This window comes from Cupriavidus taiwanensis (genome assembly GCF_900249755.1).
Classification (GTDB): Bacteria; Pseudomonadota; Gammaproteobacteria; order Burkholderiales; family Burkholderiaceae; genus Cupriavidus; species Cupriavidus taiwanensis_D.
The window spans coordinates 2,352,743-2,377,260 of sequence record NZ_LT976853.1 but is presented as its reverse complement, the minus strand read 5'-3'; the positions used below and the strand labels follow the sequence as shown (position 1 = coordinate 2,377,260).

General features: G+C 66.9%; 20 protein-coding genes and 6 tRNA genes. 20 read left to right on the top strand and 6 right to left on the bottom strand.

Going from position 1 to position 24,518, the window contains the following annotated elements; genetic code table 11:
* Positions 1–4: 4 nt before the first annotated feature.
* Complete coding sequence (locus CBM2594_RS10835; RefSeq protein ID WP_116356824.1) at positions 5–1,456, bottom strand: patatin-like phospholipase family protein; 1,452 nt, start codon at positions 1,454–1,456, stop codon at positions 5–7.
* Between the two features lie 242 nt (positions 1,457–1,698).
* Here CBM2594_RS10835 and CBM2594_RS10830 point away from each other — a divergent pair, with 242 nt between their 5' ends.
* From CBM2594_RS10830 to CBM2594_RS10810, 5 genes are read left to right on the top strand one after another with little or no spacing between them, the layout of a single operon-like run.
* Entirely contained in the window at positions 1,699–2,820 is a 1,122-nt protein-coding gene (locus CBM2594_RS10830; protein ID WP_116356823.1) for an AI-2E family transporter, read from the top strand.
* Positions 2,821–2,837: 17 nt separating this feature from the next.
* A complete protein-coding gene (locus tag CBM2594_RS10825) occupies positions 2,838–4,373 on the top strand; it encodes an efflux transporter outer membrane subunit (protein ID WP_116356822.1) in 1,536 nt (511 codons plus the stop codon).
* 20 nt (positions 4,374–4,393) lie between these two features.
* Positions 4,394–5,539 (top strand): HlyD family secretion protein, encoded by a 1,146-nt coding sequence (locus CBM2594_RS10820; RefSeq protein ID WP_116356821.1) that lies wholly within the window; start codon positions 4,394–4,396, stop codon positions 5,537–5,539.
* Positions 5,529–6,596 (top strand): DUF2955 domain-containing protein, encoded by a 1,068-nt coding sequence (locus CBM2594_RS10815; RefSeq protein ID WP_116356820.1) that lies wholly within the window; start codon positions 5,529–5,531, stop codon positions 6,594–6,596. Before CBM2594_RS10820 ends, CBM2594_RS10815 begins: the two co-directional genes overlap by 11 nt.
* Positions 6,590–7,039, top strand: a complete 450-nt coding sequence (locus CBM2594_RS10810; RefSeq protein ID WP_116356819.1) for a potassium channel family protein — start codon at positions 6,590–6,592, stop codon at positions 7,037–7,039. Before CBM2594_RS10815 ends, CBM2594_RS10810 begins: the two co-directional genes overlap by 7 nt.
* A gap of 55 nt (positions 7,040–7,094) precedes the next feature.
* Here the strand turns inward: CBM2594_RS10810 and CBM2594_RS10805 are convergent, their stop codons facing one another.
* Entirely contained in the window at positions 7,095–7,346 is a 252-nt protein-coding gene (locus CBM2594_RS10805; RefSeq protein WP_116356818.1) for a DUF1488 domain-containing protein, read from the bottom strand.
* A gap of 225 nt (positions 7,347–7,571) precedes the next feature.
* Between CBM2594_RS10805 and CBM2594_RS26995 the strand changes: the two genes are divergently transcribed.
* From CBM2594_RS26995 to CBM2594_RS10795, 3 genes are all read left to right on the top strand, one after another.
* Positions 7,572–7,706: a hypothetical protein gene (locus CBM2594_RS26995; RefSeq protein WP_290367791.1), complete on the top strand. Its 135-nt coding sequence runs from the start codon at positions 7,572–7,574 to the stop codon at positions 7,704–7,706.
* The gene (locus CBM2594_RS10800; protein ID WP_174078958.1) at positions 7,703–7,873 is read left to right on the top strand and encodes a hypothetical protein; all 171 of its coding nucleotides are present in this window, start codon (positions 7,703–7,705) and stop codon (positions 7,871–7,873) included. The genes CBM2594_RS26995 and CBM2594_RS10800 overlap by 4 nt, the downstream gene beginning before the upstream one ends.
* A gap of 164 nt (positions 7,874–8,037) precedes the next feature.
* Positions 8,038–9,279 carry an MFS transporter gene (locus CBM2594_RS10795; protein ID WP_116356817.1) on the top strand — a complete coding sequence of 414 codons (1,242 nt, stop codon included), beginning with the start codon at positions 8,038–8,040 and terminating at the stop codon, positions 9,277–9,279.
* A 95-nt stretch (positions 9,280–9,374) separates the two neighbouring features.
* On the opposite strand, the gene fabI is transcribed toward CBM2594_RS10795, so the two are convergent.
* Positions 9,375–10,163 carry an enoyl-ACP reductase FabI gene (gene fabI, locus CBM2594_RS10790; protein ID WP_062800677.1) on the bottom strand — a complete coding sequence of 263 codons (789 nt, stop codon included), beginning with the start codon at positions 10,161–10,163 and terminating at the stop codon, positions 9,375–9,377.
* A 209-nt stretch (positions 10,164–10,372) separates the two neighbouring features.
* Here fabI and CBM2594_RS10785 point away from each other — a divergent pair, with 209 nt between their 5' ends.
* From CBM2594_RS10785 to CBM2594_RS10765, 5 genes are all read left to right on the top strand, one after another.
* On the top strand, positions 10,373–12,274 hold the full coding sequence (locus tag CBM2594_RS10785) for an ABC transporter substrate-binding protein (protein WP_116356816.1): 1,902 nt from the start codon (positions 10,373–10,375) through the stop codon (positions 12,272–12,274).
* Between the two features lie 51 nt (positions 12,275–12,325).
* Entirely contained in the window at positions 12,326–13,375 is a 1,050-nt protein-coding gene (locus CBM2594_RS10780) for a microcin C ABC transporter permease YejB (RefSeq protein WP_116356815.1), read from the top strand.
* Complete coding sequence (locus CBM2594_RS10775) at positions 13,372–14,508, top strand: ABC transporter permease (RefSeq protein WP_116356814.1); 1,137 nt, start codon at positions 13,372–13,374, stop codon at positions 14,506–14,508. The genes CBM2594_RS10780 and CBM2594_RS10775 overlap by 4 nt, the downstream gene beginning before the upstream one ends.
* Positions 14,509–14,552: 44 nt before the next feature.
* The gene (locus tag CBM2594_RS10770; RefSeq protein ID WP_373457588.1) at positions 14,553–16,166 is read left to right on the top strand and encodes an ABC transporter ATP-binding protein; all 1,614 of its coding nucleotides are present in this window, start codon (positions 14,553–14,555) and stop codon (positions 16,164–16,166) included.
* Positions 16,167–16,575: 409 nt separating this feature from the next.
* Positions 16,576–17,256, top strand: a complete 681-nt coding sequence (locus tag CBM2594_RS10765) for a C40 family peptidase (RefSeq protein ID WP_116356813.1) — start codon at positions 16,576–16,578, stop codon at positions 17,254–17,256.
* Positions 17,257–17,329: 73 nt separating this feature from the next.
* Here CBM2594_RS10765 and CBM2594_RS10760 read toward each other — a convergent pair whose 3' ends face one another.
* On the bottom strand, positions 17,330–18,259 hold the full coding sequence (locus CBM2594_RS10760) for a patatin-like phospholipase family protein (protein WP_116356812.1): 930 nt from the start codon (positions 18,257–18,259) through the stop codon (positions 17,330–17,332).
* Between the two features lie 261 nt (positions 18,260–18,520).
* Between CBM2594_RS10760 and gltX the strand changes: the two genes are divergently transcribed.
* From gltX to CBM2594_RS10725, 7 genes are all read left to right on the top strand, one after another.
* Complete coding sequence (gltX, locus tag CBM2594_RS10755; protein WP_116356811.1) at positions 18,521–19,921, top strand: glutamate--tRNA ligase; 1,401 nt, start codon at positions 18,521–18,523, stop codon at positions 19,919–19,921.
* 273 nt (positions 19,922–20,194) lie between these two features.
* Positions 20,195–20,270, top strand: a tRNA-Ala gene (locus tag CBM2594_RS10750).
* A gap of 66 nt (positions 20,271–20,336) precedes the next feature.
* Positions 20,337–20,412: transfer RNA gene (locus CBM2594_RS10745), tRNA-Glu, on the top strand.
* A gap of 69 nt (positions 20,413–20,481) precedes the next feature.
* Positions 20,482–20,558 (top strand) — tRNA-Asp (locus CBM2594_RS10740).
* Between the two features lie 195 nt (positions 20,559–20,753).
* Positions 20,754–20,829: transfer RNA gene (locus CBM2594_RS10735), tRNA-Ala, on the top strand.
* Positions 20,830–20,934: 105 nt separating this feature from the next.
* Positions 20,935–21,010: transfer RNA gene (locus CBM2594_RS10730), tRNA-Glu, on the top strand.
* 69 nt (positions 21,011–21,079) lie between these two features.
* Positions 21,080–21,156, top strand: a tRNA-Asp gene (locus CBM2594_RS10725).
* 41 nt (positions 21,157–21,197) lie between these two features.
* Here CBM2594_RS10725 and CBM2594_RS10720 read toward each other — a convergent pair.
* Together CBM2594_RS10720 and CBM2594_RS10715 are read right to left on the bottom strand one after the other, a co-directional pair.
* Positions 21,198–22,550, bottom strand: a complete 1,353-nt coding sequence (locus tag CBM2594_RS10720) for an MATE family efflux transporter (protein WP_116356810.1) — start codon at positions 22,548–22,550, stop codon at positions 21,198–21,200.
* A gap of 139 nt (positions 22,551–22,689) precedes the next feature.
* Positions 22,690–24,477, bottom strand: a complete 1,788-nt coding sequence (locus tag CBM2594_RS10715) for an ArnT family glycosyltransferase (protein WP_116356809.1) — start codon at positions 24,475–24,477, stop codon at positions 22,690–22,692.
* Positions 24,478–24,518 lie beyond the last annotated feature (41 nt).

Below are 24,518 nucleotides of genomic sequence, written 5' to 3'. Positions count from 1 at the left end.
CAGGCTACTGGTTCGCCCCCGCCGCCTGGTCTGTCACGATCCTGGCACCGACGTCCCTGAGCAAACGCTGAAAATCGGGCGAGTCCAGGATGATCCTGGCCGCGGCGGCGCGCAGGCGGTCGACGGCTTCGGCCGGCAGCGAGAACGACGTCGCCTGCTCGTTCAGATAATCCAGTTCCGCCTTGTCCGTCAGCCGGGCAAACGACACGTCGATGGCATAGATGGTAGCGTCCGGCGTGCGCAACGCCGCCGCGACGGCAGCATCCTGGTTCGCGGCAAAGGCGCGGGACTCGCGCAGCCGGCGCATGGCTTGCCAGCGGGACTGGCTGTCCTTCAGCAGTTCGGTCGCCTCGTAGGAATAGTGGTCGATCGGCACGCCGGTGGCTTTCACCAGAATCTCCAGCGTACCCGGCGCCGACTCCGACTTGTCCCATGTGGTCCGGGGCGTGGACAGCGAATTGACGACGAAGACAATGATCCTGCGGGTATGGTCCAGCGGCGAAGGCTGGCCGTTCAGGTGCAAGGCCTCCATGACTTCGAGGGAATCCAGCACGCTGCGCATGCCCAGGTTGTCCGAGACACCGCCGTCGACGAGATGGATAAAGGGCCGGTTGATGCTGTCCCCGTATTGTGCTTCTTCCCTCAGGTGCCGGGTGGCACGCGCGGCCGGCCGGGGCGGGTCGCTGCCATCGACAAACGGCTTGATCCAGTCAGGGGGCGCGTAGCCGCAATTGCCGCCGTAGTTGTTGAGCGTGATCGGCGTCAGGACCACGGGAACTGCCGACGACGCCGCGGCGGCACGGGACAGGCGCAGCGCACTGAGATCGGAGCACAGTACGTCGAAGGTGGTCTGCGTGAACGGCAGGCGTGCGCCGGTCGAGATGTCAGTGGCCGAGGCAATGATGAGCGGGCCCTTGCCCCGATGGAGGTCGCCAAAGGTTGCCCCATGGAACAGGACCTCGTCGTACAGGTCGGCGGCCAGTTCGGAGCGGCCCCAGCCGCTCGACCACAACGACGGCCAATTCGCAGGATTCAGCGTCCGCAACGTGATTTCGCCCTGCACGTCGCGCTTGAGGAAGTCCTGTTCGTAGTGATCAAACAGTTTGTCGCCATACAGGCCGTAGGCGAGGGCGGTAAAGCTGCCACCTGACACGCCGGTGATGACGCCGACATGGTCGAGCAGGCGCGACCGGTTGCCCTTGGGGCCGACCACTTCGGTATTGCGCAGGAATTCAAGCACGCCATACGAGAAGGCCGCCGCGCGCGTACCGCCTCCCGAGAAGGCCAGGATGACCAGGTTCTCGTTGTCCGCCGCATACTGGGGCCGCGTGAAGAAGCGGTAGCCGGCACCCTGCTCCGCGTGGGCGAGCGGCGGATTGACCGGCCGGGAGGCGCAGGCGGCAAGCAGAAGCGCCAGCGCAATGACGGCCAGGGCTGAGGTCGGCGATCTGGCCATAGGTCCCCCGCGGCAAATGCGGGACGAACCGGACCGGGTGGGGGCGGCGTCCTGCAACTCTCTCAATACTAGACGGCCAATGTAGCGATTGGCATACGTATTGAGGTTGTCCCAGCCCGGGCACTCGCCTAGACTGGATTTCACCTGTCCAAGAGACCGGTACTTAACCTGGCTTGCCGAATGCGCGCGGGGGTGAGGCTGCCGATCCGATACCTTTGCGGTGATCTGCAGGGAGACCAGCGATGATGCCCACGCCCACTTCAGAGAAAGCGCTGTCGGAGAGAGCGCTGTCGCGCGGACTGCTCGATGTGCTGATCCGCGCCGGGCTGATCGCGGTGCTGGCGATCTTCTGCTTCCGGATATTCCGGCCCTTTCTCGATCTCATCGTCTGGTCGATGATCCTGGCCGTGACCATTTATCCGCTGCAGGTGCGGCTCAGGCGCAGGCTGGGCAACAAGGACGGGCGCGCCGCGACGCTGATCGTGCTGGCCGCCATTGCCATCATCGCGCTGCCGGCCTACCTGCTGGGCGCCGCCATGGTCGACTCGGTCGGCAATGCCATGGCCACGGTAAGGAAGGAGGGCATGCATATTCCGCCGCCGGCTGCGTCGGTCGCCAGCTGGCCGCTGGTGGGCCAGCGCCTGTACGACGTATGGCTGCAGGCGGCCTCCGACCTGACCGGAGTGATCCAGGCCCATGTGCCCCAGGTCAAGGAAATCACCCTGGTCGTGCTCGGCACCGCCGCCGGCATCGGCAAGGGGCTGCTGATATTCGTCTTCGCGTTGATCATCGGGGGCATCTTCATGGCCTACGGCGAGGCCGGCAGTCGCAGCGCCGTGCAGATCGCCGCGCGGGTCTTTGGCCCGGAACGGGGGCAGCGCATCGCGTCCCTGTGCACGGCGACCATTCGCGCGGTCGCCCAGGGCGTGGTCGGCATCGCCTTTATCCAGATGCTGCTGATCGGCGTTGCCTTCGTGATCAAGGGGATCCCGGCCGCGGGCTTGCTGGCCATGGCGGTGCTGTTGCTGGGCATCGCGCAGTTGCCGGCCACGCTGATCACCGTGCCGGTGATCATCTTCGTGTTTGCCACGGAAGGTGCCAGCGTTGCCACCATCGTCTTTTCCGTCTATGTCTTCGTGGCGGGACTGGCCGACAACGTGCTCAAGCCACTGCTGCTCGGGCGCGGCGTCGAGGTGCCGATGCCGGTGGTGTTGATCGGGGCGCTGGGCGGAATGGTGACGGGCGGCGTGATCGGCCTGTTCATCGGCCCGGTGGTGCTGGCCGTCGGCTATCAGCTGTTCTGGCAATGGGTGGAAGATCCGCCGCCGTCGCAGACCGAGCCCGGCAACCCGCAGCAGACCTGACCGCATCCGGGCCGCCCATGCCGCGCTGGCAGCCTTCTTTGCGCGCATTGCTGGCCGGCGCCTGCTGCGTGGGAGGCTGCGCGCGGCTGGGACCTGATTTCCAGCCGCAGCAGGAGCCCTGGACGCAGCAGTGGCGCAGCCCGGCACTCGAGCAGGCAACCGTGCAGCAGGCCACGCCCGACATCCGCGAGTGGTGGCAGGTGTTTGCCGACCCGACGCTAGAACGCCTGATCGCCGAAGCCGACGCACACAATGCCAGCGTGAAGCTTGCGGGCCTGCGCGTGATGGAAGCGCGCGCCCAACTGGGCATTGCCCAGAGCGGGCGCTTCCCGCAACTGCAGCAGGCCAGTGCCGATGCCCTGTACACGGAGCGCCGGCAGGCCGGCGGCCTGAACCCGCAGAACAGCCGCTTCTGGCAATACAGCGCGGGCTTCGACATCGGCTGGGAACTCGATTTCTGGGGCCGCTTCAGCCGCGCCATCGAATCCGCCGATGCCGCCTACTTTGCCGCCAGCGCCAACCGCGACGATGTACTGGTGCTGCTGCGCGCCCAGGTGGCGGAGACCTACTTTGCCTTGCGCACGGCCGAGGCACGCCTGCGCATCGCCCGGGATAACGCGGCCTTGCAAAAACGCAGCTTTGAAATTACCGAGCGGCTGTTCAGGAGCGGCGCGACCGACGAGCTCGACCTGCAGCAGGCGAAGACGCAGTATCTGGGCACCCTGAGCACCATCCCTGAATTCGAAAGCCAGATCGCGCGCACCCGCAATGCCCTGGCGGTGCTGATGGGCCGCCCGCCGGGCCCGTTGCCGGAACTGGCGGGCAAGGAAGGAGTGATTCCGCTGATCGATCGCGCGGTACTGCAGGATGTCCCTGCCAGCCTGCTGCTGCGCCGCCCCGATATCCGCGCCGCCGAACTGCAGGTCGCCGCGCAATCGGCGCTGATCGGCGTGGCCGAAGCCGATCTCTATCCGTCGCTGACGCTGCTCGGCAGCATCGTGTGGTCCGCCAGCACGCTGGCCGGCACGCCCAACAGCCTGGCCCTGATCGGCGGCCCCAGCCTGCGCTGGAACGTGTTCGACTACGGCCGCATCAGGAACACCGTGCGCGTGCAGGACGCGCGCCTGCAGCAGCTGATCGTCGCCTACCAGGATGCCGTGCGGCAGGCGGCGCGCGAGGCCGACGATGCCGCCAGTGCCCTGGTCAAGGCGCTGGAGCGCGAGCAGCTCCTGCGCGACAGCGCGCTGGCCGCCAGGCGTTCGCTGACGCTGGCCAACGCGCTCTATCGCGAAGGCTACTCGGACTTCCAGCGCGTGCTCGATGCCCAGCGGGCGCTGGCCTCGCAGCAGGACGCCTACCTGGTCAACCGCAGCAATGCCGTCAGCAACCTGATCGCCTTGTACCGGGCCCTCGGCGGCGGCTGGCACAGCGGACAGCCACTGGTGGATCCGGCGACCCGCCAGCAGATGCAGCAACGCACCGACTGGGGGAACCTGCTGGATGAACCCACACCCCCGTCCGCCGGTGCCAGCCCCACTGTGAAGCAGAGGTAGATCTCTTTGAGTGAGTGCCGATGAGCGACGCCCCGCAACCTCCCGCAGCTCCAGCAGCTCCGCCAGCGCCGGCGCCCGGCGCACCGCCGCCCGCTGCCGACCCGGCAAGGAAGGGCGTGCGCTGGGTGCTGTTGCTGATCGTCATCAGCCTGACCTGGTACCTGCTGGCCGACCGCCTGACCCCGTACACGCAGCAGGCGCGGGTGCAGGCCTTCGTGGTGCCGGTCGCGGCGGAAGTGTCCGGGCGCGTAACCAGAGTGCATGTGCGCAACAACCAGGACGTGGCGGCAGGCACTGTGCTGTTCGAGGTGGATCCCCAGCACTACAAGATCGCCGTTGAGCGCGCCCGCGCCGATCTGGAGTCGACGCGCCGGCAGGTCGGCGCCGGCACCGCTGGCATCGAATCGGCGCAGGCATCCTTGCGCGCAGCACGCGCCAACGAGCTCAAGGCGCGCCAGGACAGCGAGCGCCTGGAGCGCCTGTACCGCGAAGACCCGGGCACCATCTCCCTGCGCCGCCTGGAGGTGGCGCGGGCCAGCCTCGAGCAGGCGGTCAGCCAGGTCGCCGCCGCCAGGGCCGAGGTCCAGCGTGCGCGCGAACAGCAGGGGGGCAGCGAGGAGGAGAACGCCAAGCTGCGCAGCGCCGCCACGGCGCTGGAAAAGGCCGAGCTGGACCTTGCCAATACCCGGGTGCGGGCGCGCGCCGCCGGCCTGGTCACCGACTTGCGCACCGATGTCGGCCAGTTTGCCGCGGCCGGCAACCCGGTCATGACGCTGATCGCCATCCACGATGTGTGGGTCAGCGCGGAAATGACCGAGAACAACCTGGGCCGCGTCGAGCCCGGCACACCGGTTGCCATCGTGCTGGATGCGCTGCCGGGCAGGATCTTCGAAGGGCGTGTGCGCAGCGTCGGCTATGGCGTCAACGTGGGCCCGGGCACGCCGCCGGGCAGCCTGCCGACGGTGCAGAACAGCCGTGACTGGCTGCGTCCGGCGCAACGTTTCCCGGTGGTGGTCGAGTTTGCCCGCGGCGAACTCGCGTCGATGCGCGGCATTCGCGTGGGCGGGCAGGCCGAAGTCATGGCGTTTCCCACCCAGGGCAATCCGCTCAATCCGCTCGGCCGTGCTTTTCTGTACCTGATGAGCTGGCTGTCCTATGTCTACTGAAAGCACGGCGATCCTGTATCCCGCGCGCGATCCGCGTGGCCGGCGTTCGCTGCGCCTGGCCAGCGGCACCGCGCTGTGCCTGGCGGCCAGCTTTGGTTTGAGCCTGCCGATTCCGATGATTGCGCCGGTGCTCGGCGTGTTCCTGCTGGCCAGCGTCAACCAGCCGATGTCGCCCAGGGCCGGGCTGGGCCTGGTGCTGGTCGTGATGCTGACCACCGGCTCCGGCCTGCTGCTGATCCCCTTGCTGCGCTACTACCCCTTCACCGGCGTGCTGCTGATCGCGCTGTGCCTGTTCCTCGCTTTCCGCTACGGACTGCGCGGCGGCAACAACCTGGTTTCCACCTTCCTGGTGATCGGCCTGACCATGATCTCGGCGGCGGGCACCTTCGATTTCGGGCTGGCGCTGCTGGTGATCGGCGCGCTGGTCAAGGGGTTGCTCGTCGCGGTCGTGGTGCTGGCACTCTGTCACTGGCTGTTTCCCGATCCCGCCGGCGCGCCGGCGCCGCCCGCGGCCACGGCGCTGCCGGATGACCAGGCGGCCTGGATCGCGCTGCGCGCCGCGCTGGTGGTGATGCCGGCCTTCCTGCTGGCGCTGAACGACCCGGCCGCGTACATCCCGGTCATCCTGAAAGCGGTCAGCCTCGGCCGGCAGAGCTGCACCACCGCGGCACGCGGCGCCGGGCGCGAACTGCTTGGCTCGACCATGCTGGGCGGCGTGCTGGCCATCGTGTTCTGGTGCGCACTGAGCCTGTTCGTGCATTTGTGGATGTACTTCCTGTGGATGCTGCTGTTCGGCCTGGTCGCGGCGCGCAAGCTGTATGGCATCAGCCCGACGCGATACCCGCCGGGCTTCTGGGTCAACACCCTCGTGACGCTGATCATCCTGCTGGGCCAGTCCGTGCAGGACAGCGTGGCAGGGAAGGATGTCTATACCGCCTTCGCCGTGCGCATGGGCCTGTTTATCGGCGTCACGCTGTATGCCTGGCTGATGATCGAACTGCTCGACCAGCCGCGCGGCGCACGCCGGCACGTCCGCCGAAGAGGCCGGCCATGCTGAGCAACCTGCTGATCGGCCTTCCCGTGATGCTGCTCTGCCTGCTGCTGCAGGCGGTCTTCGTGGCGATCTGCCTGCGCTATTACGTGCGCTTCAAGCATGTCCGGCTTCGCCGCGAATCGCTGTGGCAGGACGTCCTGCTGTTGTCGGTTGTCATGGTGCTGATGCTGCTCGGCAATTTCGTGCAGATGGCGATCTGGGCGGTCTTGTTCATGCTGCTGGGCGAGTTCGGCGATTTCGCTACCGCGCTCTATCACTCGGGCGTGAACTTCGCCACGCTGGGCTACGGCGATATCGTCATGTCGCACGCCCGGCGCTCGCTGGGGCCGCTCGAGGCCGCCAACGGCATCCTGATGTTCGGCGTCTCCACTTCGGTGATGACCGCTGCGGTGCTGGACGTGATCCGGCACAACCTGGCCAGGCTGCGGCGGCAGGAAGGGCCATAGCGTCGTGCGACGCTTCGGCCCGCTGCACTCCCGTTCAACGACCCGGTTCTTCCGGTCAGGAAATCGTGTAGGTGGTACGTTCGCCGGGGTTGTAGAGTTCCCTGGCCAGTTGCAGGATCTGGTCCCGATGATGGTCGAAGGTGGCGAGGAGGGCGGATTCGTCCGCGCTCCCCTGATGGCTCAGGCGCAGAAGGATCTCGTCAGTGACCTGGAATGCCACTTCGCGCGCGTTGTCGTAGCCCCAGAAGCAAACGCAGTGCCGCGCCGCATCGTAGCTGCGGCTGGGATTGGGAAAGTTCAGTGCCATCGCAGACTCCTGTCCGGTCATATTGCGCCGTGCGTGTCGGGCTTGGTGGCGCCAGCCGGGGCCGTCGGCCCCAGTATGCACCCGTTTCCGGCAAGCCGGGCGTCGGTGGCCGCGGCGCGCTGCGGCGCATGGCCGGACCTTCGCAAAAGATATTTCTTGTGCGGGCGATTTAGCGCGTATGCTGGGGTTGCCATTATCTCCAGGCAAGCCCTTCAGGAGCCCATCATGGCCAAGAGTCAACTACGCAGCGGCCGCGAGGCCAAAAAGCCCAAGCAGCCGAAGAAGCCATCGGCGCCGGCTTCCCCCTTCAGCCCGGTACAGTCCCGCGGGCACGATCTGGACGCCAAGAAGAAGAAATGAACGAGACCGACAGCGCAGGGATGATCTGGTCCCTTGTGTTCCTGGCCGTGCTGGTGGGGCTCTACGGCTACATCATCCGGGTGGGCATCCACCGCAAGCCGGTGTTCGGCATGACGAGGCATACGCTTCGGTACTGGAGGCATCGGCTGGTCCACGTGATCAGATAAGCAGACGCAACGCCGGCCGTTAGGCCGGTGCCGGCAGGATTTGCGGATTTGCCGCACAATACGGCCTGCGCGCCGCACAGGAGCACGCTGGGTCGATCAGAGGCGAGGACATTACCTCGCCCGTCAGCGGGCGGCATTTCGTTGAACCCCTGCAAATCCTGTACATGGCCGCCCCACATGCACAATCCGCCGCGGATCCTGACCGCGGCGCCAACGCTTCCCTGTCTTCCCGCGATCACAACCCGTCCGGCCGGCTGCCACTGCTGGCGCTGGGCGTCGGCAGCTTCGGCATCGGCACCGGCGAGTTCGTCATCATGGGCCTGCTGCCTGACGCTGCGACCGACCTCGGCATCTCGATTCCGCAAGCCGGCCACCTGATCAGCGCCTATGCGCTCGGCGTGGTCGTCGGCGCGCCGCTGCTGGCGGTGCTGGGCGCGCGCTGGCCGCGGCGCAACCTGCTGGTCGCGCTGATGGCGGTGTTTGCCGCCGGCAATATCGCCAGCGCGCTGGCGCCGTCGTACCTGTCGATGATGGTGGCGCGCCTGCTCACCGGCTTCCCGCACGGCACGTACTTCGGCGTCGCGGCACTGGTCGCCGCCAGCCTGGTGCCGCGCGAGCGGCGCGCGCAGGCGGTGGGACTGGTGATGCTGGGCCTGACCACCGCGACGCTGGTGGGCGTGCCGATCGCCGCCGCGGTCGGCACGTGGCTGGGCTGGCGCTCGGCCTTCGTCATCGTTGGCGCGCTCGGCGCGCTGACGGCGCTGCTGGTCTGGCGCTGGGTGCCGTTCGTGCCGGCTGACCGGCGTGCCAGCCCGCTGCGCGAATTGTCGGCGCTCAGGCGCAAGCAGGTCTGGCTGACGCTGGGCATCGGCGCGATCGGGTTTGGCGGCATGTTCGCGGTATTCAGCTATATCAAGCCGACCATGCTGGAGCTGGCGCGGATGCCGGCGGCAGGCATCCCGGTGGTGCTGGCGCTGTTCGGCGTCGGCATGGTGGCGGGCAACCTGGCCGGCGCCCGGCTGGCCGACAAGGCGCTGATGCCCACCGTGGGCGGCGTGCTGGTCTGGACCGCGCTGGTGCTGGGCGCCTTTACCTTTACCGCGTCGCATGCGTGGCTGGCGGCCTTCAATGTGCTGCTGGTCGGTACCGCCGTGGCACTGGGCCCGGCGCTGCAGATCCGGCTGATGGACGTCGCCGGCGATGCCCAGACGCTGGCCGCGGCGCTCAACCATTCGGCGTTCAACCTGGCCAATGCGCTGGGCGCGTGGCTGGGCGGGCTGACCATTGCCGCCGGCTTCGGCTGGGAATCGACCGGCTGGGTCGGCCTGCTGCTGGCGCTTGGCGGGCTGGTGATTTTTGCCTGGTCGATGCTGAGCATGGAGCGGCGCGTCCCACTCACGGCGTAGTACCCAGGCGTGCGCGGCGCGTCGGAATCCTGAAGCAAAAAGGGGGTGCCATAGCGGCACCCCCTTTCTTGTTGCGCGTGTTGCCGGCGCCGGATTTACTCCGCGTCGGCGACGCTCGCGCCGACCACGTTGAAGCCGCCGTCGACATAGGTGATCTCACCGGTCACGCCGCTGGCCAGGTCCGACAGCAGGAAGGCGGCGACGTTGCCGACTTCTTCGATGGTGACATTGCGGCGCAGCGGCGCGGCCTGCTCGAAGTGGCCGAGCAGCTTGCCGAAGCCCTTGATGCCCGAGGCGGCCAGGGTCTTGATCGGGCCGGCCGAGATGCCGTTGGCGCGGATGCCGCGCGGACCGACCGACGAGGCCAGGTAGCGCACGCTGGCTTCCAGCGAAGCCTTGGCCAGGCCCATGGTGTTGTAGTTGGGGACCACGCGCTCGGCGCCCAGGTAAGTCAGCGTCAGCAGCGAGGCCTTGTCCGACAGCAGCGGCAGGGCGGCCTTGGCCAATGCCGGGAAGCTGTATGCGGAAATGTCGTGGGCGATGCGGAAGCCTTCGCGCGACAGGCCGTCGAGGAAATCGCCGGCAATCGCTTCACGCGGCGCGAAGCCGATCGAATGCACCAGGCCGTCGAACTTTTCCCAGCGCTGGCCCAGCGCGGCGAAGGTGGCGGCGATCTGCTCGTCGCTGCCGACGTCGCATTCGAATACCAGGTCGCTGCCGAATTCCTTGGCAAAGTCGCTGATCCGGTCCTTGAACCGTTCGCCGACGTAGGTGAAGGCCAGTTCGGCGCCTTCGCGCTTGCACGCCGAGGCAATGCCGTAGGCGATCGAGCGGTTCGAAAGCAAGCCGGTGATCAGGATCCGCTTACCTGCCAGAAATCCCATAAATTCTCCAAGGTGGTGTATCAGGCACGCTTCGTGCGTCCGCCGTGCGGCGGTGCGGGTGCCGGGCTGTCTTGCGGCCCTTTTATTGCGCCGCGCAGAGGGAATGTCCGGATGGCTGGGGCCACCCCGGACGCATGTAAAATTGTCTCATACTTGGCCCGGCCGCAGAACGCCGGGCCCCACAGGTGACAGTGGAGGAATCCAACAGGATGCCTATTCAAGCACGTTGGCCGCTTCAGGCGGCATGGCAGTGCTTCCGGCGGGATGCAGTACTGCGTGGTTGGGCGGCAATGAAGCTGGCGTTGATGCTGGCGGCGGGGGTCTCGCTCTTTTCTGATCCGGCATGGGCGGCGCATGGCTTTGCGCTGCATGGGGACCTCAAGTACCCGGCAAATTTCTCGCACTTCGACTACGCCAATCCCAATGCGCCCGTCGGCGGCACGCTGACGCTGGCCAATCCTGACCGGCGTACCAGTTTCGACAAGTTCAATCCGTTCACGCTAAAGGGCACCTCGGCCCCGGGGCTGAACGCGCTGATGTTCGAGTCGCTGCTGATCAGCAGCGCCGACGAAAGCGCCAGCGCCTATGGCCTGCTGGCCGAGGACGTCACGGTGGCGCCCGACGAGTTGTCGGTCACATTCACGATCCGCCCGCAGGCGCGCTTTTCGAATGGCGATCCGGTGCTGGCCTCGGACGTCAAGTATTCCTACGACATGCTGATGAGCAAGGCCTCGAGCCCGGGCTATCGCAGCATGTGCACCGACGTGAAGGCGGTGGTCGTGACCGGCGAGCGCTCCGTGCGCTTCGACTTCAAGCAGCGCAACCGCGAGCTGCCGCTGATCGTCGGCTCGCTGCCGGTGTTCTCGCGCAAGTGGACCGCCAAGGTCCCGTTCGAGAAGCTGACCTTCGAGCCGCCTGTCACCAGCGGCCCCTACCTGATCGAGCGCTTCGACGCCGGCCGCGGCATCGTCTTCAAGCGCGACCCGAAGTACTGGGGCAAGGACCTCGCGGTGCGCCGCGGCACCTTCAATTTCTCGCGCGTGGTCTATCGCCTGTACAAGGACGAGACCGCCCGGCTCGAGGCCTTCAAGGCCGGCGAGTTCGACGCCATCGTCGAATACAAGGCCAAGAACTGGGCCAAGAGCTACCAGGGCACGCGCTTTCGCAACGGCGAGCTGCTCAAGACCGAGTTCCCGCACCGCAACGGCGCCGGCATGCAGGGCTATGTGATGAACCTGCGCAAGCCGGTGTTCCAGGACGTGCGCGTACGCCAGGCGCTGATCCTTGCGCTGGATTTCGAATGGCTCAACCGTCAGCTGTTCTACGGCGCCTACAAGCGCCTGGACAGCTGGTTCTCCAACAGCGAGCTGTCGGCCAGCGCCACCTTCGACGGCCGTCCCGGCCCGGGCGAGCTGGCGCTGCTCGAACCGCTGCGCGCGCAGCTGCCGCCTGAAGTCTTCGGCCCCGACGTGGTCCAGCCCAGCACCGCGCCGCCGCGCTCGTTGCGCGACAACCTGCGCCTGGCGCGGCGCCTGCTGGCCCAGGCCGGCTGGACCTATACCGACGGCGCGCTGCGCAACGCCAGGGGCGAGCCGCTGGTGTTCGAGTTCCTCGACGACGGCGGCGCCATGAGCCGGGTGATCACCACCTACGTGCGCAATCTCGAGAAGCTCGGCATCCAGGTGCACCAGCGCACCACCGATTTCGCGCTGTACCAGAAGCGGCTGGAAGACTTCGACTTCGACATGGTGTCGATCCGCTTCCCCGATTCGCAGAGCCCGGGCAACGAGCTGCGCGACCGCTTCTCCAGCGAGGCCGCGGGCACGCCCGGCTCGGACAACCTGTTCGGGCTGAAGTCGCCGGTGGTCGACAAGCTGGTGGACAACGTGCTGCACGCCCATACCCGCGAGGAACTGGTCACCGCCGGCCGCGCGCTGGACCGGGTGCTGATGCACGGCTACTACATCGTGCCGAACTGGTACAGCGCCTCGCACCGGGTTGCCTACCGCAAGACGCTGGCCTATCCGGAGCGGCTTCCGTATTACTACACGGCAGAAGGCTGGATCCTGAGCCACTGGTGGCGTACCGACGTGCAGGCGCAAGCCCGCTGAGGCACCCGGGCGCTGACGCGTTCAGCGCGGACAAAGAAAGAGAGGGCCCCCATGCTTGCTTATCTGCTCAAGCGCATCCTGCTGATGATCCCGACGCTGGTCGGGGTCATCACGCTGACCTTCGTCGTGATCCAGTTCGTGCCGGGCGGCCCGGTCGAACAGATGATGATGGAGCTGAAAGGGCGCGGCGGCGCTGGCGAAGCCAGCGGCGGCGGCGCCGAATACCGCGGGCGGCGCGGCGTCGACCCCGACAAGATCAAGGAGATCCAGGCCCTGTACGGCTTCGACAAGCCGCCGCTGGAGCGCTACTTCCTGATGCTCAAGCGCTTCGCGCAGTTCGACCTGGGGCAGAGCTATTTCCAGCACCGCAGCGTGTGGGAGCTGGTCAAGTCCAAGCTGCCGGTGTCGGTCAGCCTGGGCCTGTGGACCTTCTTCCTGACCTACCTGATATCGGTGCCGCTCGGCATCTCCAAGGCGATCCGGGCGGGCAGCCGCTTCGACGTGGTGACCAGCATCATCGTGCTGGTCGGCTACGCCATTCCCGGCTTCGTGCTGGGCGTGCTGCTGCTGGTGCTGTTCGGCGGCGGCACCTTCGTGCAATGGTTCCCGCTGCGCGGACTGACTTCCGACAACTGGGAGCAGCTGTCGCTGATGGGCAAGGTGATGGACTACCTGTGGCACCTGGTGCTGCCGATCACGGCGTCGGTGGTGGGCAGCTTCGCGGTGGTGACCATGCTGACCAAGAACGCCTTCCTCGAGGAAATCCGCAAGCAGTACGTGCTGACCGCGCGCGCCAAGGGCCTGGGCGAGCGCCGCGTGCTGTGGAAGCACGTGTTCCGCAACGCCCTGATCCCGCTGGTGACCGGTTTCCCGGCGGCGTTCATCGGCGCCTTCTTCACCGGCTCGCTGCTGATCGAGACGCTGTTCTCGCTCGACGGGCTGGGTTTGCTGTCGTATGAGGCGGTGCTGCGGCGCGACTATCCGGTGGTGCTGGGCACGCTCTACCTGTTCACGCTGATCGGGCTGGTCACGCGTTTGATCTCCGACGTCTGCTACGTGCTGGTGGACCCGCGCATCCATTTCGAGGGCTTGCACCGATGAAACCGTTCTCGCACGCGGCGCCCAACGGGCTGCCGCATTCGCCTTCGCCGCGCCAGCGCGCCTGGCAGCGTTTTCGCCGCAACCGGCGCGGCTACTGGAGCCTGGTGATCTTCGTCGTCATCTTCGTGCTCAGCCTGGGTGCCGAACTGCTGTCGAGCAACCGGCCGCTGGTGGTGCACTACAAGGGCGAATGGTATTTCCCCATCGTCAAGGTCTATCCCGAAACCGCCTTCGACGGCGATTTCGCCACGCCGGCCGACTACCTGGACCCGTATATCCGCGACCGCATCACCACCGACGGCAATTTCGCGGTGTTTCCGCTGAACCGCTATTCGTACGACTCGCTCAACTACTTCGCCAAGGAACCCAACCCGGCGCCGCCCTCGGCCGAGAACTGGCTCGGCACCGACGACCGCGGCCGCGATGTGCTGGCGCGGCTGCTGTACGGCTTCCGCGTGTCGGTGCTGTTCGCGCTGGCGCTGACCGTGATCGGGGTGCTGGTCGGCACGCTGACCGGCGCGCTGATGGGCTTCTTCGGCGGGCGCTTCGACCTGTTCTCGCAACGCGCCATCGAGATCTGGAGCTCGATGCCCGAGCTGTACCTGCTGATCATCTTCGCGTCGATCTTCGAGCCCAGCCTGGCGCTGCTGATCATCCTGCTGTCGCTGTTCGGCTGGATGGGCCTGTCCGACTACGTGCGCGCCGAGTTCTACCGCAACCGTTCGCTCGACTATGTCAAGGCCGCGCGCGCGCTGGGACTGTCCAACGTGCAGATCATGTGGCGCCATATCCTGCCCAACAGTCTGACCCCGGTGATCACCTTCCTGCCGTTCCGCATGAGCGCGGCAATCCTCGCGCTGACCAGCCTGGACTTCCTCGGCCTGGGCGTGCCGCCCACCACGCCGAGCCTGGGCGAGCTGCTGGCGCAGGGCAAGGCCAACCTCGATGCGTGGTGGATCTCGCTGTCGACCTTCGCGGTGCTGGTGGTGACGCTGCTGCTGCTGACCTTCATGGGCGACGCGCTGCGCGATGCCTTCGATACCCGGCTGGGCCTGGCCGCGCTGCGCGGCCGGGTCGAACCCAAGGTCCCGGCGGGCGCGCCCACCGGGGCGGCTCCGGAGGCTGCGCCATGACCGCGGTGTCGCAAGTGATGCTGCCAGACGCGGCGGCCGCGCCGATGCCCGCGCCCGGAACCACGCTGATGTGCGTGGACAAGCTGTCCGTCACCTTCGGCCATGGCGAGCATGCCACCCGCGCGGTGCGCGAGGTCAGCTTCGACCTGCGCGCCGGCGAGCGCTATGCGCTGGTCGGCGAGTCGGGCTCGGGCAAGACCGTGACGGCGCTGGCCATGCTGCGGCTGGTCGAGGACGCCTACTACGACGGCGCGATCCGCTTCGAGGGCAAGAACCTGCTGGAGGTCTCCGACCGTGAGATGCGCGCGATTCGCGGTGCCGAGATCGCGATGATCTTCCAGGAGCCGATGACCGCGCTGAACCCGCTCTACACCATCGGCAACCAGATCGTCGAGACCCTGGCGCTGCACGAGGGCCTGGACCGCCGCGCCGCGCGCGAGCGCGCCATCGCATTGCTGGAGCGCACCGGCATCAGCGATGCCGCGCACCGTTTCGACAGCTTTCCGCACCAGCTCTCCGGCGGCCAGCGCCAGCGCGCCATGATCGCCATGGCGCTGGCGTGCCGGCCCAAGCTGCTGCTGGCCGACGAGCCGACCACGGCGCTGGACGTGACCATCCGCGCCCAGATCATGGACCTGCTGCGCGACCTGCAGGCCGAGTTCGGCATGGCGGTGATGCTGATCACCCATGACCTCAACCTGGTGCGCTCCTTTGCCCAGCGCGTGGGCGTGATGGAGAAGGGCGTGCTGGTCGAGACCGGCGACACCGCCAGCGTGTTCGCCTCGCCCCAGCACCCCTATACCCGCAAGCTGATCGACAGCCGCCCGCGGCGCGAGGTGCTGCCGCTGGTGCCGCTGGCGCCGGTGTTGCTGGAGGCGCGCAAGCTGGGCGTCAGCTATGCGCGCAAGCGCCGCGGCCTGGCAGGGTGGTTCGGCAAGGACCAGTTCGCTGCGGTCAAGGATGTCGACTTCCAGCTGCGCGAGGGCGAGACCCTCGGCATCGTGGGCGAGTCCGGCTCCGGCAAGACCACGCTCGCGCATACCGTGCTGGCGCTGCAGCGCAAGAGCGCGGGCACCATCCATTTCCTGGGCCGCAGCTTCGACACCGCCACCCGCGACGACCGCCGCAAGCTGCGCGCGCGCATGCAGGTGGTGTTCCAGGACCCGTTCGGCTCGCTGGCGCCGCGCATGACCATCGAGCAGATCGTCGGCGAAGGGCTGGCGCTGCACCAGCCCGGGCTGTCGCGCGAGGCCTTGCGCCAGCGCGTGATCGAGGCGCTGCGCGAGGTCGGGCTGGACCGCACCGCGCTGGGCCGCTATCCGCATGAGTTCTCGGGCGGGCAGCGCCAGCGCATTGCCATCGCCCGCGTGCTGATCCTCAAGCCGCAGGTGCTGGTGCTGGACGAGCCCACCTCGGCGCTGGACGTGTCGATCCAGCAGCAGGTGCTGGCACTGCTGTCCCAGCTGCAGCACAAGTACAACCTCAGCTACCTGTTTATCAGCCATGACCTGGCGGTGATCCGGGCCATGGCGCACCGGGTCATCGTGATGAAGGCTGGCGAGGTGGTCGAGGCCGGCGACACCGAAGCGGTGCTGGGCGCACCGCAGCATCCGTATACGCGCAAGCTGATGGCGGCGGCGCAGGTCGGTGCCGCCTGACTGGCGGGGCTTTCTGTTGCGATGCGGCGATGGTGGATGGCCGCGCCGGCTAGCATCGAATCATGGGATTAATCCGATAAAGAAGATGCGAAAACCGGTCTATATCGTTGATTCGGAAGCCAAATCCGCCGAATTTGTAACGAACTTTGACATGTGAATGACAACCCTTTACCATCCCGCCAGAACTAGTTTTGGGGGTGGTGCGTCCGGCGCATTTGCGCACGCCGCGCACAACCGCGGTGCGGCGGCCGGCACGAAGGCCTGGCGCGAAGGTTGCGTAGGTTCAGCCCCCGTAGTTCACAAGATGATCGCCCGACGTCGTTGAAACGTTCGCGCGACATCCGCTCAATACCCAGCCGCCCCGGACCTTGTGCCGGGGCTTGCTTTGGAACGATCAACAGGAGAACCAATGCAGCGATCGGTGCTTCATTCCCTGGCGCGCGCCGCCGTCGGATTTGCCCTTGCCTGCGGTGCGACTGTGTCGAATGGAGTGCTGGCGGATACGGTGTTCAAGGATGCCGACACCCGTATCGAATCCGCGGCCCCGGCCATGGATTCGCATCCGGAAGGCAAGCGCGGCTTGCTGTCGTCGGTGGTGAATTCCACCAGCAACGTTGCCAGCAAGGCCGGCGACCTGGTCATGAATGCGCTGGGCCTGATCGGCGTGCGTTACCGCTTCGGCGGCAACACGCCCGAATCCGGCCTCGATTGCAGCGGCTTCGTCCGCTACGTGTTCCATGACACCTTCGGCTTCATGCTGCCGCGCCGCTCCGTCGAAATCAGCCGCGTCGGCACCACCGTGGCGACCAGCGACCTGCGTCCGGGCGACCTGGTGTTCTTCAACACCATGCGCCAGACCTTCTCGCATGTCGGCATCTATATCGGCGACAACAAGTTCGTGCACGCACCGTCCACCGGCAGCAAGATCCGGGTCGACGACATGCGCGCGGCTTACTGGGTGACCCGCTACAACGGCGCCCGCCGCATCGATGAAGGCAAGGAGCGCGGTGCCGAGGGCCTCGGCGACATGGTCGAGACGCTCAAGCGCTACGACCCCAAGGCCGCGCGCGCGTCGATGTACGGCGGCTGAGCGCTGCGACGCTTCATACCAAAAGGGACTGCCGCGGCAGTCCCTTTTGTTTTGTCGAATGGTGCCGGCGTGGCTACTGCGCCGCGACCTTGCCCGCCGGCGCCAGCCGGGCTTGTTCCAGCCGCTGGCGCAGCGTTGCCATGACGGCCGCGGTGGCCTGCTCGCCGGCCAGCACGGCGCGGTTGCGCGCGTTGAAATCGCTGCCGCCCATATCGGGCAGTTCGGGCCGGATCACCACGTCGGCGCGCGCCAGCGCCATCCGGTTGATCGACTGGCCCATGATCGCGGTGGTCTGCAGCAGCACGCCGCTCTGGCCGGCGTGCTGCTGCGCCGACGGGTCGGCCGAGATATTGACCGCAATGACAAAGTCCGCGCCCATGCCGCGGGCGGAATCGACCGGCACCGGCTCGACCAGGCCGCCGTCGACATAATCATGCTCCTGGATCGAGACCGGCTGGAATACGCCCGGCACGCTGCTCGAAGCGCGCACGGCCTGGCCCGTGTTGCCGCGCCGGAACAGGATCTTCTCGCCGCTCTTGAGGTCGGTGGCGACGATGCCCAGCGGCAGCTTCATCGCTTCGATGGGGCGATTCTGCACCAGCCGGTTGATGTAGTTCTGCAGGGCCTCGCCCTTGAGCCAGCCGCCGAAGCGGGTGCCGAACGGCAGTGCCCAGTCGGCGATCGCGGCCTCGTCCATGGTCAGGGCCAGCTTGTTCAGCTGGAAACCATTGAGCCCGCTCGCGTACAGCGCCGCCACCACTGCGCCGGCGCTGGTGCCGGTGACCAGGTCGGCGTGGATGCCCTGCGCCTCGAGCGCCTTGATCACGCCGATATGGGCAAAACCGCGCGCCGCGCCGCCGCCCAGCGCCAGGCCGATCTTGATGGGCCGCGGGGAGGGCGGCGAGGGCGGCGTGGCCGCGACCGGCGGCGCCGGGCGCGGGCCGAAGGCGCAGCCCGCCAGCAGGGCGGCCGCGGGAATGCCGAGAAAATGACGTCGTTGCATGCAGCGGGGAATCGGAAGCAAGGTGGGGCCGGGCGGCGGCGATGTGATGCGGGTGCTTTTCGATTCACGTTCGCATCGCTCGGGCCTGGCTGCCGGCCACACCTCAGACCGGCGCAAGCATAAATGATTCCGCGCGCCGCCGGTGCGCGCAGCGGCTCGGGCGAGGCGAGGCCAGCGAATACGCGTTGGTATAATGCAGGGCCCGCACATACACCAGCCTGCGCGCCGCCGCGCGCGGGCTTTCTTGTTTTTCCCCTGACCATGACCCAACGCGTCCGCACCCGCTTTGCGCCGAGCCCGACCGGCTTCATCCATCTCGGCAACATCCGCTCCGCGCTCTATCCCTGGGCCTTTGCCCGCCGCATGCAGGGCGACTTCATCCTGCGCATCGAGGACACCGACGTCGAGCGCTCGTCGCAGGAAGCCGTCGACGTGATCCTCGAAAGCATGGCCTGGCTGGAACTGGATATCGACGAAGGGCCGTTCTACCAGATGCAGCGCATGGACCGCTATCGCGAGGTGGTGGCGCAGATGGTCGAGGCCGGGCTGGCCTACCGCTGCTACATGAGCACGGCGGAACTCGATGCGCTGCGCGACGCCCAGCGCGAGCGCGGCGAGAAGCCGCGCTACAACGGCTTCTGGCGGCCGGAGCCGGGCAAGGTGCTGCCCGAGCCGCCGGCCGGCGTGGATCCGGTGATCCGCTTCAAGAACCCCATCGGCGGCAGCGTGGTGTGGGACGACGCGGTCAAGGGCCGCATCGAGATTGCCAACGACGAGCTCGACGACCTGGTGATCGCGCGCCCCGACGGCACGCCCACCTACAACTTCTGCGTGGTGGTGGACGACCTCGACATGCGGATCACGCACGTGATCCGCGGCGACGACCACGTCAACAACACGCCGCGCCAGATCAACATCATCCGCGCGCTGGGTGGCACGCCCCCGGTCTATGCCCACCTGCCGACCGTGCTCAACGAGCAGGGCGAGAAGATGAGCAAGCGCCATGGCGCAATGAGCGTCACCGGCTACCGCGACGAGGGCTACCTGCCGGAGGCGGTGCTGAACTACCTGGCGCGGCTGGGCTGGGCCCATGGCGATGCCGAGATCTTCTCGCGCGAGCAGTTCGTCGAATGGTTCGACCTGGAACACCTGGGCAAGTCGCCCGCCCAGTACAACCCCGAAAAGCTGGCCTGGCTCAACAACCACTACATCAAGGCCGGCGACAACCAGCGCCTGGCCAAGCTGACGCAGCCCTTTATCGAGGCGCTGGGCGGCAAGGTGGAAGGGGCGGACCTCGTCGGCGTGATCGCGCTGGTGAAGGACCGCGCCAACACGCTGAAGGAAGTCGCGCAGGCCGCGCTGCTGTTCTATCGCGGCGAGCCGCAGGCCGATGCCGCGCTCAAGGCCGAACACCTGACGCCGGAAATCCAGCCGGCGCTGGCCGCGCTGTCGACCCGGCTGGCCGCGCTGCCCGTCTGGACCCGCGAAGAGATCAGCGCCGCGTTCAAGGCCGTGCTGGCCGAATTCGGACTGAAGATGCCCAAGCTGGCCATGCCGGTGCGCCTGCTGGTGGCGGGCCAGCTGCAGACGCCCAGCATCGACGCGGTGCTGGAACTGTTCGGCCGCGACACAGTGCTGCGCCGCCTGGCTGCGGCAGCCTGAAACGCCGCAAAAAAATCCGTGCCGGGGCTTGCGCTTCGGCACGGACTTGCGCATAATCTCGTTCTCCCTGCAGCGCGGTCTACGACCAAGCGAGCCGGCGGATCCGCAAGGATCCACGTCTACTCTGAATGGATTATTGAAGTGCAGAGCAGGCGAAAAAAGCTGAATCGGGAACTTGCAAAGATTAATGGTTGATATATAATCTTGGCTTCGCTTGAAACGGTAGTTAATTCAAGCGAAAACGCAGCAAGTGGCAGTAAAGAGAAGTACCATGGGGCTATAGCTCAGCTGGGAGAGCGCTTGCATGGCATGCAAGAGGTCAGCGGTTCGATCCCGCTTAGCTCCACCAAGATTCAGGTGTCAACTCTGCAGTTTCGGTTGATGCCAGACGGAACGTGTTGAAAGACAAGTTTCTGTCCCCTTCGTCTAGAGGCCTAGGACATCACCCTTTCACGGTGAGTACAGGGGTTCGAATCCCCTAGGGGACGCCATAACAGCAGGGCGTAATCAGACGTCCAGCATGTCGCCTCAAGTGCAAGCTTGAGGTGGCAGCCGACTAAGGAGTGGTAGTTCAGTCGGTTAGAATACCGGCCTGTCACGCCGGGGGTCGCGGGTTCGAGTCCCGTCCACTCCGCCAAAACTAAGCCCGCATGGTGTATCCACCATGCGGGTTTTTCTTTGGATGAGGGATTATGTTGTGAATCGCGGTAAATGCAATAAAAAATGTTGCATTCGTTGCGAAAGACGCTATATAATCCTGTCTTCGCTGCAAACGCTGCGCAAGCGGCGGCGGCAGAAGAATCCAGCAGTAACCGTCCAGAGTATCGGATACGGGGCTATAGCTCAGCTGGGAGAGCGCTTGCATGGCATGCAAGAGGTCAGCGGTTCGATCCCGCTTAGCTCCACCAGGATCCGGGAAGTGTCTGAAAAGAAGCTTCCCAAGCGCGAAAAAGCCTGCTATAGTGGCGGACTTTCCAGCGCAAGACAGAAAACGCGTTGAAGAACAAGTTTCTGTCCCCTTCGTCTAGAGGCCTAGGACATCACCCTTTCACGGTGAGTACAGGGGTTCGAATCCCCTAGGGGACGCCATAACAGCAGGGCGTAATCAGACGTCCAGCATGTCGCCTCAAGTGCAAGCTTGAGGCGGCAGCCGACTAAGGAGTGGTAGTTCAGTCGGTTAGAATACCGGCCTGTCACGCCGGGGGTCGCGGGTTCGAGTCCCGTCCACTCCGCCAATTCAAAAGCCCGCGCAAGCGGGCTTTTTTCTTTTCGCGTTTCAGCTTTCCAGATCCTTGCTGACCCGGCTGAAATACCGCACCAGCAGCACCCCCGCCAGCGCCAGGCTGATGCTGTTGGCCAGCCAGAAGCCGCTGGCACCATGCGTGAAGGCCGGCATGCCGTCGATCAGGCCAAAACCCAGCACATAGCCGCCGCCGAGGCCGATGCCCCACAGCGAGCCGGCGTAGATCACGGTCGGGATCAGCGCGATCTTGTACGCGCGCAGGATAAACGCCGTCATCACCTGGACCGCGTCGAAGGCCTGGTAGAACGCGACGAACAGCACCAGCGGCAGCGCCGCGGCGACCACCGCGGGATCGCTGGCATAGGCGTCCAGCACCGGCTTGCGCAGCAGCCACAGCACGGCGCCGGTCAGCACCGCAAGCACCACTGCCATGCGGATGCCGCGCCAGGCCAGGCGGCTGGCGCCGGCCCGGTCGCGCGCGCCGAGATGCTGCGCCACCAGCGTCGAGGTGGCAATCCCCAGCGACAGCGGCAGCATGTAGGCCACCGCGCCCAGGTTGGCGATGATCTGGTGGCCGGCGAGCGTCACCGTGCCCAGGCGCGTGATGAAGATCGACATCAGCGTGAACGAGGTGATCTCGATCAGGTAGGTCAGCCCCATCGGCACCCCCAGGCGCAACAGCGCGCGCAGTGGCGCGGCGGCGGGCCAGCTCCAGGTGCCGAAGATGCGCAGCGGATGATAGGCGCTGCCATAGCGCAGGATCAGCACGCCGGCGATGCACCAGGTCCAGCTGATCAGCGTCGAGGCCAGGCCGCAGCCGGGACCGCCCATCGCCGGCACGCCCAGGCCGCCGTGGATGAACCAGGCATTGAGCGGCACCTTCAGCGCCAGCCCGCCGACCTGCAGCACCGTCACCATGATCGGCCGGGACAGCGCATTGTTCAGCGCCGAGTAGATGCGGAAGGCCAGTGCCGCCGGCAAGCCGAAGGCGCCGAAATGCAGGTAGGCGGTGGCCTTCTCGACCAGTTCCGGCGGCGCCTTGGCGAAGGCCAGCAGCAGGCCGGGAAACGCCAGCAGCAGCACGCCCGGCAGCGCCAGCGCCGCGCCCAGCCAGGCGGCCTGCCGCACTTCCGCGCCGATGGCTTCGAGGCGGCCGGCGCCGTAGAGCTGCCCGGCGATCGGCGACAGCGCCTGCAGCACGCCCATCAGGCTGATATAGATGGTCACGTAGATCGACCCGCCCAGCCCCACCGCGGCGAGGTCGGTGGCGGACGCGCGTCCGGCCATCACGGTATCGATCACGCCGAAGGCGATCACGGCGAGTTGCCCGGCCAGCACGGGAGCGGCCAGGGCAGCAATGCGGCGAAGATCTTGGAACAGTGTCATTCAGGGCTCTGCAGGCAGGGGCGGGCTGGAATCCAGCCCCGCAGCCGCCTGCGGCCGGAATGGTGCTTGGGCGCGTCAGGCGCTGCGGTGTAGCGGGTGGGGCGGCTACCGGCGGATCACGGAAAGCGGCAGCGATGGCTCAGGGCTGGCGCGGCAGGCGGCGCCGCGGCAGGTCCGGGCGCGGGTGGGCGGCGCGCGCGGTATCGACCAGGCGATACATGCGGAAGCGCTCGTCGCGGTCCGCCGGGCGCCTGCCTTCCCAGATCAGGCGCCACTCGAAGTGCGAGATATTGCCCGGCTCTCCGTAGTCGACCGAATCGTGGCGCAGCAGCACGTCGCAGCCGTCGTTGGGCCCGCCAAAGCGGATATGGCCGAAGTACGCGAACGACGCCAGCTGCGCATCGCCCATGCGAATCGGCTGCACGCACTGGTAGGCCGGCGGCAGCGCCATCGACGCCGCCTGGGCCACGTCGCGATAGGTCTTGCCGTAGTTGATCGACGGCAGCCACAGCGTCATCGCCATCACCCACATCAGGGTGGTGCCAGCCGCGGAAATCACCACCGGACGCCAGATCTGCTTGGGCGCGCGCGACAGGCGCCAGCGCACGATCAACACCCATGCCACCGTCGCCGCCAGCGCGAACACCACCGCGGCGATGGTGAATTCATGCTGGTAGCCCGGCAACTGCCGGAACACGTTGCGCGCGATGCGCGGCGGCCAGCCGGTGGTCTTGGCGATCCACATAAACCAGACCGTGCCGCCGAAGATGGTGAAGAACAGCAGCGCGAACCAGTCGATAGCGTTGATCACGCCGCGCGCCAGCGTCGGCAGCGCAAAGGCGGCCAGCACTGCCATCGGCGGCAGCAGCAGGATGAACTGCACGTCGCCGGCGCTGCGCTGCAGGAACAGCAGCACCAGCACCGGCAACAGCAGCGCCAGCGGCGCCGCCACATGGGGCGCCCGGCGCATGCCGGTCCAGGCAATCCAGGCCCAGCCCGCGATCGGCCACACCGGCCACGTGTACAGGAACAGGTTGCGCATGTTGAAGCCGAACGTCGCCATATTGGGCGAGCCGTAGCTGCGGCGGTCATAGCGCGACCATTCGCGGATAAACGTGACCGCCTCGTTGCGGTCGGCCGCGCCGAAATACGCGGCTGCCAGCCATGCGGCCACGATCAGCAGTGCCAGCGGAATCGCGACCACGGCAAGCCGGCGCCACGGCAGCGGCTTGCACACCAGCGCGCAGACCGCGGTGCCGAGCAGCAGCGCCAGCGCCAGCAGCGGCCCGCTGGCCAGCGTCAGGCCGCCCAGCGCGGCGCCATAGATCAGGCTGCCCTGGGTGGGCTTGTCGAGGCCGCGCACCAGGCCGTACAGCGCCAGCGCGATAAACGCGACCTGGCCGACCTGCGGCGTGGTCTCGTGCACGCGCATGGCCAGGCCGACGCAAGCCAGGAAAATCAGCAGAGCGCCGTCGGCCAGCGTGCGGCCGTAGTCGCGCGCATTGGGCTGGCCGCCGAAGGCATAGGCAAAGGGCTGGACTTCATCGCGCCGGCCCAGCAGGTAGGTGGTGTACCAGATGCAGGCGCAGGTCGCGAAGAAGAACAGCGCCGTCGCCAGCCGCGCCGCGTCGGTCGCGCCCAGCCAGCCGCCGAAGCCGCGGATCATCAGCGCGCCGATCCAGAACACCAGCGGGCCGTCCTCGCTGTACGGGCGGCCGACGATGTTCGGCATCAGCCAGTCGTGCGTGCTGCCGGTGGCCAACTGCCACATCACGCCGAAGCCCGCGGCGTCCTCGTTCTTCCACGGGTCGCGTCCGAACAGGCCGACCAGGCCGTAGATGATGCAGATGGCCAGCAGCAGCGCGCGCGGCAGGGCGCCGGTGGCGGCTGCGGTCAGCTGGACGGGTGAGGTGTTGGCTTGACGCATCGATGCTCAGGTCGGGCCGTGGCCCATGGCGCGAAGGCCAC